Source organism: Mesorhizobium sp. M1143, from assembly GCF_040318435.1.
Classification (GTDB): domain Bacteria; phylum Pseudomonadota; class Alphaproteobacteria; order Rhizobiales; family Rhizobiaceae; genus Mesorhizobium.
On sequence record NZ_JAMYMJ010000027.1, the window covers coordinates 22,147 to 37,061 of the forward strand.

Genomic DNA, 14,915 nt, shown 5'->3' on the forward strand with positions numbered 1-14,915 from the left:
GGCTTGGCTATCGCCGATTGTTGTTGGCCACCTTGGCTCAGTGCCCGCCGCGCATCTTCACCACCACAGTCCTCACCGCCAGGACCAGCACGGTGATGATGATCAGGATCACCGAAAGGGCTGCGATCGCCGGGTCGATGTTGTCGCGCAGGCCCATCCACATCAGCCGCGGCAGCGTGATGGCGTTGACCGAGGTGATGAACAGGGTCACGCCGATCTCTTCCCAGGACAGCACGAAGGAGAGAAGTGCAGCGGTGACGATGCCGAACTTGATGTTGGGCATGATGATGCGCGTCGCGCGTTCCCACACGCCGGCGCCAAGGCCGCGCGCGGCAAGGTCGATGCGGCGGTCGAGCTGGCTGAGCGAGACCAGGATCAGCACCGTGGCGAAAGGCACCGTCATCACCGAATGCGCCATGGCGACGCCGAGCCATGTGTCATAGCCAAAGAACGAGCTCATGCCCGAGATCGACGTCAGCAGGAAGTAGAGCGTGATCGCCGAGACCACCGGCGGCACCACCATCGGCAACAGCACGAAGCCGACAAGGGTGGCCGTGAAGCGCGGCTGGAACATCCAGACGCCAAGGCTGAAGCACAGCGCCAGCACGGTGGAGATGACGCTGCTGACGATGCCGATGCGGATCGACAGCAGGATGGCGTCGAGCCAGCGCGGATCCTCGATCAGCGCGCGGTAGTGGCGCAGCGACAGTTCGCCCGTCGGCATAGCCAGCATGCGGCTTGGCGTCAGCGACACCGGGATGACCGCCAGCAGCGGCAGCAGCAGGAACAGTGCCACCAGCACGGCGAGGATCAGCGAGACGGGACCGGGGCGATAGGTCGGCATCAGATCAGTTGCTTCGGTCTGACATAGCGGAACAGCAGCGCCATGAGCGCGCCGACGAACAGCACCAGCACGACGCTGATCGCCGCACCCAGTCCCCAGTCGGGACTCTGGAAGATGCGGAGATAGATCAGCTCGGCGATCATCACGCTGCGGCCGCCGCCGAGGATCGCCGGCGTGACGAAGAAGCCGAGCGAGAAGACGAACACGATCATCGCCGAACCGATGATGCCGGAGCGCGTCATCGGCACGAACACGGTCCAGAAGGTGCGCATGCGGCTGGAGCCGAGCCCGCGCGCCGCGAGCAGCACGCGCTCGTCGAGGCTGCGCATGGCGGAGGCCAGCGGGAACACCGCGAAGGGAATGAGGAAATGCGTCATGCCGACCATGACGCCGAACTCGTTGCGCACCAGCGTCAGCGGCTCGGAGATGAAGCCGATCGATTGCAGCCAGGTGTTGATCAGGCCGCGGTTGGATAAAAGCGCCACCCAGCCGAAGGCGCGGGTAAGCACCGAGATCCAGAAGGGGACGAGAATGCAGAATTCAGCGATTATGCGCTGTGCCGGGCTGCCGCGCACCCACACCATGGTGATGGCGTATGCCGCCGCCACGGAAACCACGGTCACGATCAGCGCGATGCGCAGCGTGCGGATGAACACAGACTGCACCAGGGCATCGGTGGCGAGCGCGCCATACTGGCCGAGCCCCGGTGTCGGCAAGGTGACGCTCCACTTGACGACGCCGAGGAACGGCCAGGCGTAGGCCAGCACAAGGAACAGGAGCAGCGGCGCCATCAGCACCGCCGCGCCCATCCTGTCGGAGAGGGTGCCTCTCATCGAAGCTCGTGCCCGGCCTGGTCAGGCCGAGATGATCTTGGTGTATTCGTCGAGTGCTGCCCCGTAATTCTTGGCGTACCAGTCCATGTCGAGCGCGATCTGCTTCTTCATGTTTTCGGGATCGACCGGGTTGATGCGCTTCTTGTCGGCGGGGATCAGCGCATCGGCGGCCGGATTGGCCGGACCCTGTCCGAGCTTGTCGAACATCACCAGTTGCTTTTGCGGATCCTGGGCGCTGGCGATGAACTTCATCGCTGCGTCCTTGCCGCCGGGGTTGCCCTTGAGCACGGCCAGCGCGCCGGGCGAAATCAGGCCCTGATCCCAGATGAACTTGATCTTGCCGCCCGAGTCCTGCTCGATCAGCGAGGCGCGGGTCGACCACACGATCGCCATCGAGGCTTCGCCGTTGAGCAGCACGCTCTGGCTCTCGGCGCCGCCGCCCCAGTAAGCCACGACGTTTTCCTTGAAAGCGGCGATCTTGTCATGCGCTCGCTTCAGGTCGAGCGGGTAGAGCGAGGCCGGCGCGATGCCGTCTGCAAGCAGCGCTGCTTCCCAGCTCGACACGCCCCATTTGTAGAGCGAGCGCTTGCCCGGAAACTTCTTCACGTCGAAGAAGTCGGCCATGCCGGTCGGCGCGTCCTTGCCGTATTTCTCCGAGTCATAGGCGATGACGTAGGAGAAGAAATAGGTCGAGGCCGCGTATTCCCAGCCGAAGCCTTCTCGCATCTTCTTCTTGTCGACGACGGCGTAGTCGATCGGCTCGAGCGCACCCTGGGCGCCGAGCGTGATGGCCGAGAACGGGTCGACATCGACGAGATCCCAGGTCGGCGCGCCGCTCTTGAACTGTGCGGCAATCGCGCCTTCGGTCGGGCCCGAACCGTCCATCTTGACGGCGATGCCGGTCTCCTTGGTGAAGGCCTGGCCATAGGCGGCGTCATAAGCGGTGAGGGCATCGCCACCCCAGTTGACCAGCACCAGTTCCTTGGCCTGCGCAAACGCGCCGGTCGAGCGCAGCAGCATCGGCGTTCCGGCCAGCACGAAGGCTGCAAGCTGGGTGAATTGCCGGCGCGAAATCTCGCCGCGCACAGCCCGGGCGGATAGCGTGTCCATGGCTTGTTTTTTGCTTTCGTCTGTCATTTTAGTTCCCCTTTTTCGTTGTTGGTTCCGGTGGTTATGGCGCGCTCCAGATTCTTTGCTGGAAGACTTCGCCGTTCTCGTCGTCATCCTCCGTCCGGAAGGAGGAAACCCTTTTCCGCCGGCCAGGTCAGCCAGACGGAATTGCCTTTGCTCAGCGCCGCCGCCGCGACCTCGTTCGGCACCGAGACGGTCACCTTGGCGCCCTGGCGCGTCGTCAGATCGAGTTTGGTCGCCGCACCCAGATAGGTCGAGCCGATGGCGGTGGCGGCGATGCCATTCTCGCCGGTGGCGGCTTCGCGCGCGATCGACATATGTTCGGGCCGGATCGCCAATATGGCGTTGCCGTTCACCGCCTCGGCATTGCCGCGCAGCGTGATCGCGCGGTCTTCGCAGAGCGCGGTCGCGCCATTGTCGGCGCGCTTCACGCCCTTGAGCGGCAGCATGTTGATCTCGCCCAGGAACTCAGCGACGAAACGATTGGCCGGCCGGTCATACACCTCGTCCGGTGCACCGACCTGCAGCAATTTGCCATGGTTGAAGATGGCGACGCGCGACGACAGCGCCAGCGCCTCGCTCTGGTCGTGGGTAACGAAGACGAAGGTGGTGCCGGTCTCCTGATGCAGCCGCTTCATCTCGGCCTGCATCTGGCCGCGCAGGCTCTTGTCGAGCGCTGAGAACGGCTCGTCGAGGAGCAGCACGCCGGGTTCGAACACCAAAGCGCGGGCCAACGCCACGCGCTGCTGCTGGCCGCCGGAAAGCTGCGCCGGCAGTTTCGTCTCATGGCCCTTGAGGCCGACGCGCTCGATCATCTCGGCAACGCGGCGCTTGATCTCGCCAGCCGATTTCTTGCGTACCTTGAGCGGGAAGGCGATGTTGGCCTCGACCGACATGTGCGGGAACAGCGCATAGCCCTGGAAGACCATGCCGGCGGCACGCTGTTCGGCCGGCCGCTCGGTGATGTCGATGCCGTCGCTGAAAAGCTTGCCGGCGGTCGGTTGCACGAAGCCGGCGAGGATCATCAGGAATGTGGTCTTGCCCGAGCCGGAGGGACCGAGCAGCGTCAAAAACTCGCCGCGGCCGATATTGAGCGTCAGGTCGTCCAGCGCCTGGAACGAGCCGAAGCTCTTGCCGATCCCGATTGCCTTGATCTCTGCGGCCCGGCCGGGTTGCTGCATCCTGCCTCTTCCTTGATCGTGGCTTGAGCGTAGGGCAGTGCGCCGGCTCACCGCAACCGAATAGTTTTCGCCTGATCGGCAAATTTGATTCACGGATGGGAGGCTAGTACGGGCTGATCCGGTTCTCCGACAGCTTCGACCTCAACCACCCATTGAATGCTTCCAGCACCGGGTGGCTGGCCTTGGCATGTTCCGACACCAGGAAATACGAGCGCGGCGAGGGGATCGCGATGTCGAAGGGGCGCACCAGACGGCCTTCGCTCAGCGCCCGGCGGCTGGTCAGCTCGTCGCCCATGGCGATGCCCTGGCCGGCGATCGCCGCGGAAAAAACGAGGTTCATGTCCGAGAAGAAGATGCCGCCTTCGGTGTCGGGGTTTTCCACCTTGGACAGCGCCAGCCAGCGCGCCCAGTCCTCGGTGTCGCCGAGATGCAGGAGATTGGCGCGCAGCACGTCGGCCGGTTTTGAAAAGCCGCCGACCTTGTTGAGCAGTGTCGGGCTGCAAAGTGGCGTGAACGAGATTTCGCACAGCAACTCCACCGAGCGGTTCGGCCAGTTGCCGACGCCGAAGGCAATGAAGGCATCGGCGTCCGGATTGCTGACATCGTCCAGCCGCCGCGGCGTCAGGATCGACAGCGCCACGTCTGGATACATCTGCCGGAACTCGCCGATGTGCGTGCACAGGAACAGAGAGGCGAAGCCCGGCGTGCAGGAAACGGCGAACGAACCGCCGACGCCCGTGCCGGCCTGGCGCGTCACCGCATCGCCGAGCACCGTCAGCGCCTTTCTCACATCGGCGGCATAGCGCTGGCCGCGCGGTGTCAGCGCCACGCCCTTGCCGATGCGCTCCAGCAGGTCGAAGCCGAGGTCGCGTTCGAGCAGCCGCAACTGATGGCTGACGGCGCTGCGGGTCAAATGCAGTTCATCGGCTGCGCGCCAGACACTGCCGTGACGGGCAAAACTGTCGAGGGCGCGCAGCGCCTGTGTGGAAGGTATTCGCAAGAGGCCTCAGGTGAACCGAATTTGCATGAACCGGAAAAACATATCACTTTTTGCAATGCCGCTTCACTGCTTTCTTGGGCCGCATGGAGAAACCGGTGACGACCTCGGCGCAAGCCACCGCGCTTGCCTGTCTCGATAGCATCCAGCCGTCGCTGTCGGCGTGGACGCGCACCATTTTCGATTTCGGCGAAACTGCCTGGCGCGAATACCAGTCGGCGGCCTGGTATGTCGCGCGGCTGAAGCATGAGGGCTTTTCGGTCGAGGAAGGGTCGGCCGGCATGCCGACCGCCTTTTGCGCCCACTGGACGAACGGCCCGGGGCCGACCATCGGCATGTACGGCGAATACGACGCCGTGCCCGGCAACTGCCAGGACGCGGCAACGGTGAAGCGATCGCGGCCGGGCCTCGGCAGCGAGGCCGGCGGCCACACCGATCCGCATTCCGGGCTTGGCATTGCCGGCCTCGGCGGACTTCTCGCCACCAAGGCGGCAATGCAACGCCACGGCATCGAGGGGACGCTGCGCTTCACCGGCGAGCCGGCCGAGAAGGTCAGGGGCTCGAAGCCGATCCATGCAGCCAAAGGCTATTATGACGGCCTTGCCGGCATGATCTCGTTCCATCCCTTCTATATGCTGCCGCTCTGCAACACGGCGCGTTGGGACACGCATTGCGGCGCGGCCTACGCGATGATCTACCGTTTTGTCTGCGACGAACCCGAAAACTGGGTTCGCGCAAGCGATGGCGCGCCGATCCCGCAGGCGCATTCGGCGGTGCGGGCGCCCGGCGCCAATGACGCGCTGATGACGATGTACATGACCTCCAAGGCGCTGCGCGATTCCATGCTGCCTCACCAGGGCGGCTGGTCGATCAGCGAGGCGATCCTCACCGCCGGGCAGGCGACCGCCGACAATCTGCCGGCGGGGCTGGCCGAGATCCAGTACATGATCCGCGTGCCGACCATTGCCATGGCAGAGCAGGTCACCGCGGTGCTCGACCGTAATGCGGCCGCGGCCGCGGCGATCAGCGGTTGTCGCTATGAGCGCCATTGGGTGTCGAAGTCGCGGCCGGGCCTCGCCAATCACGCCATGGCAGGGATTGCCTATGAGGCGCTGTCCACCGTTGGCGCTCCGAACTGGGACGACGCGGCGAAAGCGATCGGTCGCGAGGTCCAGGTCAATGCCGGCGGCACCGCGACCGACAACCCTTTCATCGACGAGATGGAGCGGCTGGTTGCGCCGCAAGAGGCCGAGGCAATCCTGCGCCGCGATTTGCCTCCGTCGCAGATCAACTCGACCTCCGACGACTACACCGACATGTCGTGGCACACGCCGACCGCACGCTTCTATGTCGCCCGCCCGGCGCTGCGCTCGGCGAATGGCCATGCCTATCCATCCTGGGCGATGAACGCGCTGGGCGGTATCTCGGCCACCATCGACCCGATGGTCATTTGCGCCGCCAAGACGGTTGCGCTTGCAGCCCTCCGCCTGCTCGAGGACAAGGCCGCGCGCGATGCGGCCATGGACGAATTCGTCACCCGCACCGGCGGCGGCATTGGTGGCTCCAACTGGATCGCGCCGCTTTGCGACTATGACCCGCCGATCAATTTCCGCTGGCCGGAATATGTCACCACCGCGCGGGGGCGCGATTGGTGGATTCCGAGCAGCCAACCCAATCAAGCTGCATAGTCAAATCGAGGAGAACCTTATGACCGTCCATGATCGCATCATCGCCGAACCGTTCTCGCTGCAGCGCCGCAATCCCGCCGGCGGCACCAAGCCGCTGACATCATGGGGCTTTGCCAACGAGACCGACGTGCTGACAGACGTGTTGCTCGGCTCGCCAAACTTCCTGCGCCACCTCTCGACCAGCTCGCTGTCGCGCAAGCATTTGCGCGAAGCGCCCTGCAACGTTCAGATCGCCCAGGCGCAGCACAAGGACCTCGTCGCCGCCTATGAGCATTTCGGCGTCAACATCCACTGGCACGAGCCGACGCCGGAACTGCCGATGCAGGTCTATTCCAGAGACTCCAGCGTCATGACGCCCTACGGCGCCTTCATCACCGCCATGGCCAATTGGTGGCGGCGCGGCGAGAACTATGCCGCCATCCGCACCTATGAAAAGCTCGGCATCCCCATCTACGACATGGTCACGGCTGGCACCTTCGAAGGCGGCGACTTCAATGTCATCGAGGAGGGCGTGGTGCTGATCGGCTGCGGCGGCGCCCGGACGCAGGAAGAGGGCGCCCGCCAGGTGCAGGACTGGTTCGAAAAGGAAGGCTGGGAAACGCGCCTCGCCTTCATCGACGAATATTACGTCCATATCGACCTGATGGTGGTGCCGATCGCCGAGAAGCTCACCGCGGTGTGCCTCGCCTGCACCGAGCCCGGCATCGTCGACTGGCTGAAGGGCAAGGGCCACGAGATCATCGACGTGCCCTTCCAGGACACGATGGCGCTCGGCTGCAACTTCATGTCGCTCGGCAAGGACAGGGTGATCGCGCCGACGTCGAGCCAGTCGCTGATCGGCCAGCTCAAGGCGCGCGGCTTCGAGGTTGCTGCCGTCGACATGAGCGAGATTTCCAAGACCGGCGGCGGCATTCACTGCATGGCGCAGGCGCTCAAGCGCGAGCCGGCGTAAGGGCACGAATTGCCGCCGGGACCTGTGACGAACTGCTGCCAGATTTGACAAAACAGGCCCGGCAGAGGAAATTGATGCCGTTAGAGGAGGGATTCTGTGAAGAAAACTTACGAAAAGCCGAGTCTGGCCAAAGCCGGCAAACTCGGATCGCTGGTCGCTTCAAACCCGTCGAAGCCCGCCCCCTGAGCGCAACCAGCCGCTGAGGCCGAAATTCGGTCGTCCTGGTTATCGGCGACCGGATCGCGCTGTATGATTGAAGGGAGCCCGCCGGCTTTGAACGGCGGGCTTTTTGCTTGCGCCAGAGCGCTGCCGCGTCTGCCGGCTAGTCCAATCTGCCCGAACCTGAATTGAACTTGCGCCGGGCGTTTTCCAGATGCGCCCGCATCGCTTGGCCGGCCGCTTCCGGGTCGCGGCGCTCGATCGCCTCGAACACCGCCTGGTGGCCGGCAAAACTCGTGCGGTTTTCGATCTCCGTATTGGCCACGTGGATGCGCTGATTGATCAGCCATTCGACCTAGCCGTTGATTTTGAAACCAAGCCAGCTTCCCCAAAAGATCATGCCCAAACAAAGCCATAGCGCGAAGACCACATGCGCGCCGTTCCCGCCCACCCGGCGATCAGGGAGTGGCTGGCGTGAGATGGCCGCGCTGACGACGGAACGAGATCGCCTCGTCTGGCCGGCCGGACTCTCGACGGCGTGGTCCGGCCGGAATTCCATCTGCTATGCGGGTATCAATACGGCGATGCGATGCACGCCGACCTCCTTGCTTGTATTCGTCGCTTCATCGGTCTTGCCCTTGGAGCAGGTGTACATATCACCCGTCCTTAGCTTGAATTCCTTGTCCGCTTTCTTGATCGTGAATGCACCTGAGGTAATGGTGCACACCATGTCGTTGTCCATCACGGTTTGAGGAGCATGTGCTCCGGGCTGAAACACAACGTCGATAATTGCGATGCTCTTGTAGGCGGGAATGTCTGCATTGCCGGTGCCGACCTCCACCACCCTGACACCGGGCGCAATCTCCTTGCCCTCTTTCGGGCCGTATTTCTTGATTTTTGCCGATGCCGCCAAGGTGAACAAAGGCGCTACCGCGGCGGTCGTCAGACCGAGGGCAATTGCAGACCTGCGATTCATGGTTTTCATTGCATCCTCCCGATGCTCGTCATGCATGGATATGCACGACCGGCGATATATTAGCACAAACGAATTTACTTGTATGCAAAGTGACTGTGGCGCAGGCCAGCAAGAAAATGCTCCGCCGGATAATGTCGCTTCACTGTACCTTTTGCCGGAATTTCGAATGACAGGTCGAGCAATCCTGCAGGATGAGATGCAGGATATGCTCCGCCGGCAGTTTGGTCGGATCGGCTTCCTCTGGAATCGAGCGCTTGCCGAGCAGGCTGCCGCCGCCCATCGCCAGGCCGGTGCCCATGCGCATGTCATCGGTGATGACGGCCGGCGCGCTTTCGGCCTTGGCGGCCAGAGCGTCGGCCAGCGTTCCGATATGATTTGCCAGGGCCTCGAATTCCGCCCGTGACTGATCGATCTCCAGCCTGGCCTGCGAAGGCGGTCCAAGCGAGCCGCTCGGAAATTCGGCAATCAGGGCAGGGCCGGTGCGCGCGCGCAGCGTGTCCGCTGCCGCCTTGAAGGCTGCCGCGTCATAGGCTTGCCTACGGTCGAACATGCCGGCAATGGTTTTCGCAGCCGCCGCCATCTCCTTCATCGACGCCTGGCGGGCCGCGACGATCGGTCCGCTGCCGACGGAGGCGCCCATCGTAAGGGCACAGACCAGCCACAGCAACGCCGCTTTCACGGTCCATCTCACGGCGCCATGTCCTTGCCCCATCCATCTGTGATCAGCCAGCCGCAGCAGGGGTTCGACCTGCAGTCGGATTCTTCGGTCGTGATGCCGGTTCTCATCGGTAAATTTCCGTCGCCGGAAGTCTCCGTCTCTGAGCGGATGGACCTTCCAGCCACCGGAAGGTCAACTGATTGAGAAGGCCGATCAGCGGGCAATCAGCACAGGTTTGCAGCAAGCTGACGCAGCGTTTCCTTGACTTGGATCGCAAAAACGGGCAGCAAGGCGGGGGTGAGGGAGAGCATTCTACCGTGGCGCAGACCATGGAGTGCTCTTTTTTTCGTATCAGGCGCCGCATAATCGGTGGCTGATGGAGGGATTGGTTAACCAACTTTGTCCATCTTTTGTTTCAATCGGCAACAGACGCGAAAGGTGCAGGGGGCACCAGCGAACTGTGGATGTCACGGATGCGAGGGTCGCAAGCCTGCATGCCGATTGAGAGTGGTTGTATGGCGTTTTTGCGTTTGAAAGACCGGGGCGACACTCCTGAACGGGGTTTGACTTCGAAGAGATCCGGCCAGCGCTGGGTGGTGGTGCCGGTTGTCGGCGCGGCCTTGGCGCTGTGGTCGGTGGCAACCATGGCCGGCCTCTATTCGCTCGGTACCTCGCTCACCGCAGCCTCCAACAGCCTTCCGCACAGTCTGCTTCTGCCGAACGCAGCACTTGCCGATTCGCGCCGCAGCCTCGCCAATTCGAGGGCGCCGCGGCTTTCGGCGCAAAAATCACAGGCCTCGCTGCTCAGCCAATGCGACGCCGGCTGCGCGCATGCCGCCGCGAACTTCGCGCATGACGGCAAGATGGCGCGGCTGAAGCCGGCCACGCACGCTGTGGCCCCGAGCAGTGTCGCCTCAAACATTGCGCCAAACACCAGCGTCGCTCTCGCCACTTCGCGCGGCATGCGCTTCGACGGCGTGGTGGCCAAGGCAGAGCTGTCGCCGCAAAAGCTGGCTGCCGCCTTTGCCAAGGCCTCGAATGCGCCCTTCATGCTTGCCAGCCTTCCGGTCGCTGCCCGTTTCGCCGAAGTCCGGCTGCCCGATCAGCATGGCCCCGCCTCGGAACGCTTTGGGCCGGAAGTGGCTGAGATCGAACGCTCGTCGCGCCTGGCGCTGGCGCTGGCCAACAGCTTGCCGGAAGACGCTGACATGCTGGCCCCGCCGGCGGCCGTTGCAGCAATCGCCGGTGCGCAGGATCCTGGGCAGGCCGAGGTTCAGGTCGCTTCGCTGCCGCCGCAGGACGATCTGCCCGACAACATTGCGTTGCCGGGTTGGCGTCCACGCGCCGAAACCGCTCAGCCTGCCGAGGCGCAGCAAGCCAGCAAGCCCAGGGCAGCCAAGCCACAGACCGACAGGACGCCCGAGAGCCCCGCACCCCAGTTGCCGGGCAATTCGTCGCCGCGGTCGCCACGCAGTACTTCGGAGGTTGCCGCACTGCCTGGCGTGCCAGACAGCCAGAGCATCCGATCAAGCCGGATCAAGCCTGGCAAACGGTCGAAGACACAGGCCGGCGAGATGCTGGCCTATGCCAAGCCGGACGTCCCGGCGGGCGGTGTCGGTCGCGCCTTCAAGGATCTGTTCGCCACGCCCGGAATGGGCGGCGGCGTCGCCGTCTACGATATCTCGGCCAAGACCGTCTACATGCCGGACGGCTCGCGGCTGGAGGCCCATTCGGGGCTGGGCTCGATGGTCGACCAGCCGCGCTTCGTGCACAAGAAGAATGTCGGCCCGACGCCGCCCAACACCTATGATCTGCGGCTGCGCGAATCCCGCTTCCATGGCGTCGAGGCGCTCCGTCTCACTCCCGTCAGCGGCGGCAACAAATACGGCCGCGACGGCCTGCTCGCCCACACCTACATGCTGCGCGGCGGCCGTGCGGAATCCAATGGCTGCGTCGTCTTCAAGGACTATGCCCGCTTCCTTGCTGCCTACAAGAAGGGCAAGATCAAACGCCTCGTCGTCGTGCCGCGCCTGACCAAGCCGCTGACGCGGGTCGCTCAGGAAGGCCGGGGAGCGTAAGGCAGTAGGCAGTAGGCAGTAGGCAGTAGGCAGTAGGCAGTAGGCAGTAGGGCCCAGGAGCGTCCATCGCCTGTTCCTTGTTTTTCTGCCCCTATTGCCTATTCCCCACTGCCTATTCCCTTTTGACCCCCAGGCAGACTATGAGTGACCCCTGCGGGTCGGCTTCACCACGAGGACATCCATGACAATACGCGCTGTCGTTTGGGGCGAGAACATCCATGAGCGGACCAATGAGGTGGTCGCAGCCCTCTATCCCGAGGGCATGCACACGACCATCGCCAAGGCGCTGAATGCCGACAAGGCGATCTCCGCCTCGACCGCCACGCTCGAGCAGCCGGAGCACGGCCTGCCGGCCGACCGTCTGGCCGAGACCGACGTGCTGGTCTGGTGGGGCCACAAGGATCATGGCGCGGTGGCCGACGAGATCGTCGAGCGCGTCGCCCGCCGCGTTTGGGAGGGGATGGGGCTGATCGTTCTCCATTCCGGCCATTTCTCGAAAATCTTCAAGCGGCTGATGGGCGCGCCCTGCACGCTGAAATGGCGCGAGGCGGGCGAGCGCGAGCGGCTTTGGGTGACCAGTCCCAGCCATCCGATCGCCGAGGGCGTCGGCGAATATTTCGAGCTCGAGAATGAAGAAATGTATGGCGAGCAGTTCGCCGTGCCCGAACCTCTGGAGACCGTCTTCATCTCCTGGTTCCAGGGCGGCGAGGTGTTCCGTTCTGGGCTGACCTATCGCCGCGGCGCCGGCAATGTCTTCTACTTCCGCCCGGGCCACGAGACCTATCCGACCTATCACGACGCCAATGTGCACAAGGTGCTGCGCAATGCGGTGAAGTGGGCGCACAATCCGCAGGGCACCAAGTCGGCGATCCTCGAGGCGCCGAACGTGCCGGTCGAGAAGGCGCTGGAGCCGATCGTCGAGCGCGGCGGCAAGCTGCACGCTTCGGGCGAGGCCGGCTTCCGCTAAAGCAAAATCCAGGAAAAAAGGCGTAGCGGTTTTCCGCATGGGTTTCCTAGACCGTATCTGCGCCATATGATTGAATCGAACCAATTCGCTCGGAGTGCAGAGAATGCGGCTTTTGATACTGGGTACCGGCTGGATGGCGCAGGAGCATGCCCGCCGCTTCGGCGGTATCGACGGCGTCGAGATCGTCGGTGCTGTCGACGTCGATGAAAAGCGCGTTGGCGAATTTGCCGACGGGTTCAAGATACCGAAGCGATTCACATCCCTGGAAGACGCGCTGGCGTGGGGCGAGTTCGATGCGGTCGCCAACGTCACGCCCGACCGCATTCACCACCCGACCACCATGGCGCTGATCGCGGCCGGCAAGCCGGTGCTGTGCGAAAAGCCGCTGGCCGAAGACTTCGGCAAGGCAAGCGAGATGGCCAAAGCGGCTGAGGCCGCCGGCATCGTCAACATGGTCAATCTCACCTATCGCAATGTCGCTGCCTTGCAGAAGGCGCGGCAGATGGTGCTGGCCGGCGAGATCGGCACCGTCCGCCACGTCGAGTCCTCCTATCTACAGAGCTGGCTGGTCTCGAAATTCTGGGGCGACTGGCGCACCGACCCGAAATGGCTGTGGCGGCTGTCGCGCGACCACGGCTCCAACGGCGTGCTCGGCGATGTCGGCATCCACATCCTCGATTTCGCCAGCTATGGCGCCGCACTCGACGTCGACCACGTGTTTTGCCGGCTGCGCACCTTCGACAAGGCGCCAGGCAACCGTATCGGCGAATACGACCTCGACGCCAATGACAGCTTCGCCATGACGCTGGATTTCTCCAACGGCGCCTTTGGCGTCGTTCACGCCAGCCGCTGGGCGACCGGCCACATCAACGAATTGCGCCTGCGCATCTATGGCGACAAGGGCGGCATCGAAGTCGTGCACAATCTCGAGGGTTCGGAACTGAAGGCGTGTGTCGGCGAGGATATCGAGAACGCCAAATGGCAGGTGCTCGACGCCGGCACGGTGCCGACCAATTACCAGCGCTTCGTCGATGCGGTTCGCAGCGGCGTGCAGGCCGAGCCTTCATTCCACCATGCCGCCGAACTGCAGAAGGTGCTGGATCTGGCCATGGTTTCGGAACAGAAGCGGACGGAACTGAGGGCCAGCGCCGATACGCAGTGATGTGAAGGGGAGGAAGAAACAATGGTCACGCGCCGCGCGCAATGTCTCTGCGGCCAGCTTTCAGCCGTCTGTTCGGGCGAGCCGGTGCGCATCTCGGTCTGCCATTGCCTCGACTGCAAGCGCCGCACCGGCAGCGCCTTCAGCTACAATGTCCGGTTTGCGCAAGCTGATGTATCGATCGAGGGGCGGGCGAAGCAGTTCACGCGCGCCGGCGACGAGGGCGGCCGCGTCATCTACAATTTCTGTCCGGAGTGCGGCGCCGCCGTCCACTATCGCATCGACACGCAACCCGGCGTGATCGCCATTCCCGTCGGCGCCTTCGCCGACCCGTCGTTCCCGCCGCCATTTCAGTCTTTTTACCACGAAAGCCGGCGCTGTGAGTGGGTCGAGATCAATGCCGAGCCGCTGGCGACGTTCGACTGAAGGCCGCTTTTTGGATACCCGGAACCGTCCGCACGCTCCGCGCCTTCAAGAGGGCATCGCCCCTGATTGCCATTGCCGGGCCGTTAGCCATCGCGCTCGGCTGCCCCATGAATAGGCATAAGTCAAGACGAATCCGGCTTGCGGCCCGATTGCTGACATGCTTACCTGACGGCATGTGTTCAATGGGGGTATATGGATGGCTAAGGAATCTTCGAATTCCGCTTCTTCAGAAAAGAAGGCGGACGTAAATCTGATAGGTAACACAGAAGGAAACGGGCTGAACTTCATGGGAGTTCAGGCTCGCGAAAACGGAACCGCCGGCGACGCCGTCGGTGTCGACAAGATCCGTGACCTGCTGTTCGGCAACCAGATGCAGGACTATGACCGCCGTTTTTCCAAGCTTGAAGAACGGGTGTTGCAGCGCTTCAAGGATGTCGAGTCCGAGGCCAAGCGCAATCTCGAAATGTACGAGTCGAATGCAAAGAAGCAGATCGATTCGCTTGCAGGGCAATTACGGAGCGAAAAAGATTCACGAGCCGATGCCGACAAAGAGATCGACCGGAATCTTCGCGAGCAAAACCAGGCTCTTGAAAAGCAGGTGCGCACGTTGTCGGATCAGTTGAGCGCGCTCGAGCGCGACGTTTCGGACCGGATAAATCGAAACGATCATTTGCTGCGTGAGGAAATCAAGCAGAAGAATGAAGGCGTTCAGATGCTGATCGAGAAGATGTTTGCCGACCTCAGCAACGTCAAGACCGACCGAAATCTTTTGGCTGGCCTGTTTGTCGAGGTTGCAAAGTGTCTCAATCAGGATCCCGTCGGGAGCAAGAGCAACTCGGACCGCAGCTGGAAAGTGAGTTGATGGG

At 63.1% G+C, this 14,915-nt stretch carries 15 protein-coding genes; 7 read left to right on the forward strand and 8 right to left on the reverse strand.

What is annotated here, in order from left to right:
- Window positions 1-37: 37 nt before the first annotated feature.
- From NKH35_RS18745 to NKH35_RS18765, 5 genes are all read right to left on the reverse strand, one after another.
- The gene (locus tag NKH35_RS18745; RefSeq protein ID WP_023689053.1) at window positions 38-844 is read right to left on the reverse strand and encodes an ABC transporter permease; all 807 of its coding nucleotides are present in this window, start codon (window positions 842-844) and stop codon (window positions 38-40) included.
- Window positions 844-1,677: an ABC transporter permease gene (locus NKH35_RS18750; protein ID WP_352915787.1), complete on the reverse strand. Its 834-nt coding sequence runs from the start codon at window positions 1,675-1,677 to the stop codon at window positions 844-846. Before NKH35_RS18750 ends, NKH35_RS18745 begins: the two co-directional genes overlap by 1 nt.
- Window positions 1,678-1,698: 21 nt before the next feature.
- Complete coding sequence (locus NKH35_RS18755) at window positions 1,699-2,814, reverse strand: ABC transporter substrate-binding protein (protein WP_352915789.1); 1,116 nt, start codon at window positions 2,812-2,814, stop codon at window positions 1,699-1,701.
- Between the two features lie 83 nt (window positions 2,815-2,897).
- Window positions 2,898-3,989 carry an ABC transporter ATP-binding protein gene (locus tag NKH35_RS18760; protein WP_023670303.1) on the reverse strand — a complete coding sequence of 364 codons (1,092 nt, stop codon included), beginning with the start codon at window positions 3,987-3,989 and terminating at the stop codon, window positions 2,898-2,900.
- Window positions 3,990-4,092: 103 nt separating this feature from the next.
- On the reverse strand, window positions 4,093-4,989 hold the full coding sequence (locus NKH35_RS18765) for a LysR substrate-binding domain-containing protein (protein ID WP_023684774.1): 897 nt from the start codon (window positions 4,987-4,989) through the stop codon (window positions 4,093-4,095).
- 83 nt (window positions 4,990-5,072) lie between these two features.
- On the opposite strand from NKH35_RS18765, the gene NKH35_RS18770 reads away from it, so the two are divergent.
- On the forward strand, window positions 5,073-6,674 hold the full coding sequence (locus tag NKH35_RS18770) for a zinc-binding metallopeptidase family protein (RefSeq protein WP_352915791.1): 1,602 nt from the start codon (window positions 5,073-5,075) through the stop codon (window positions 6,672-6,674).
- A 19-nt stretch (window positions 6,675-6,693) separates the two neighbouring features.
- The gene (locus NKH35_RS18775; protein WP_023711883.1) at window positions 6,694-7,626 is read left to right on the forward strand and encodes a dimethylarginine dimethylaminohydrolase family protein; all 933 of its coding nucleotides are present in this window, start codon (window positions 6,694-6,696) and stop codon (window positions 7,624-7,626) included.
- A gap of 322 nt (window positions 7,627-7,948) precedes the next feature.
- Here NKH35_RS18775 and NKH35_RS18780 read toward each other — a convergent pair whose 3' ends face one another.
- From NKH35_RS18780 to NKH35_RS18790, 3 genes are all read right to left on the reverse strand, one after another.
- Window positions 7,949-8,110 (reverse strand): FCD domain-containing protein, encoded by a 162-nt coding sequence (locus NKH35_RS18780; protein WP_023752549.1) that lies wholly within the window; start codon window positions 8,108-8,110, stop codon window positions 7,949-7,951.
- 237 nt (window positions 8,111-8,347) lie between these two features.
- Window positions 8,348-8,770, reverse strand: a complete 423-nt coding sequence (locus tag NKH35_RS18785; RefSeq protein ID WP_352915793.1) for a hypothetical protein — start codon at window positions 8,768-8,770, stop codon at window positions 8,348-8,350.
- Window positions 8,771-8,900: 130 nt separating this feature from the next.
- Window positions 8,901-9,452: a cytochrome c gene (locus NKH35_RS18790; RefSeq protein WP_027048847.1), complete on the reverse strand. Its 552-nt coding sequence runs from the start codon at window positions 9,450-9,452 to the stop codon at window positions 8,901-8,903.
- Window positions 9,453-9,934: 482 nt separating this feature from the next.
- On the opposite strand from NKH35_RS18790, the gene NKH35_RS18795 reads away from it, so the two are divergent.
- From NKH35_RS18795 to NKH35_RS18815, 5 genes are all read left to right on the forward strand, one after another.
- The gene (locus tag NKH35_RS18795; RefSeq protein ID WP_084023746.1) at window positions 9,935-11,497 is read left to right on the forward strand and encodes a DUF2778 domain-containing protein; all 1,563 of its coding nucleotides are present in this window, start codon (window positions 9,935-9,937) and stop codon (window positions 11,495-11,497) included.
- 181 nt (window positions 11,498-11,678) lie between these two features.
- Window positions 11,679-12,464: a ThuA domain-containing protein gene (locus tag NKH35_RS18800; protein ID WP_023733914.1), complete on the forward strand. Its 786-nt coding sequence runs from the start codon at window positions 11,679-11,681 to the stop codon at window positions 12,462-12,464.
- Between the two features lie 103 nt (window positions 12,465-12,567).
- Window positions 12,568-13,626, forward strand: a complete 1,059-nt coding sequence (locus tag NKH35_RS18805; RefSeq protein WP_023684783.1) for a Gfo/Idh/MocA family protein — start codon at window positions 12,568-12,570, stop codon at window positions 13,624-13,626.
- Between the two features lie 21 nt (window positions 13,627-13,647).
- Window positions 13,648-14,049 (forward strand): GFA family protein, encoded by a 402-nt coding sequence (locus NKH35_RS18810; RefSeq protein ID WP_023715108.1) that lies wholly within the window; start codon window positions 13,648-13,650, stop codon window positions 14,047-14,049.
- A 196-nt stretch (window positions 14,050-14,245) separates the two neighbouring features.
- Window positions 14,246-14,911, forward strand: coding sequence for a hypothetical protein (locus NKH35_RS18815; protein WP_023670314.1), 666 nt, complete (start codon window positions 14,246-14,248; stop codon window positions 14,909-14,911).
- Window positions 14,912-14,915 lie beyond the last annotated feature (4 nt).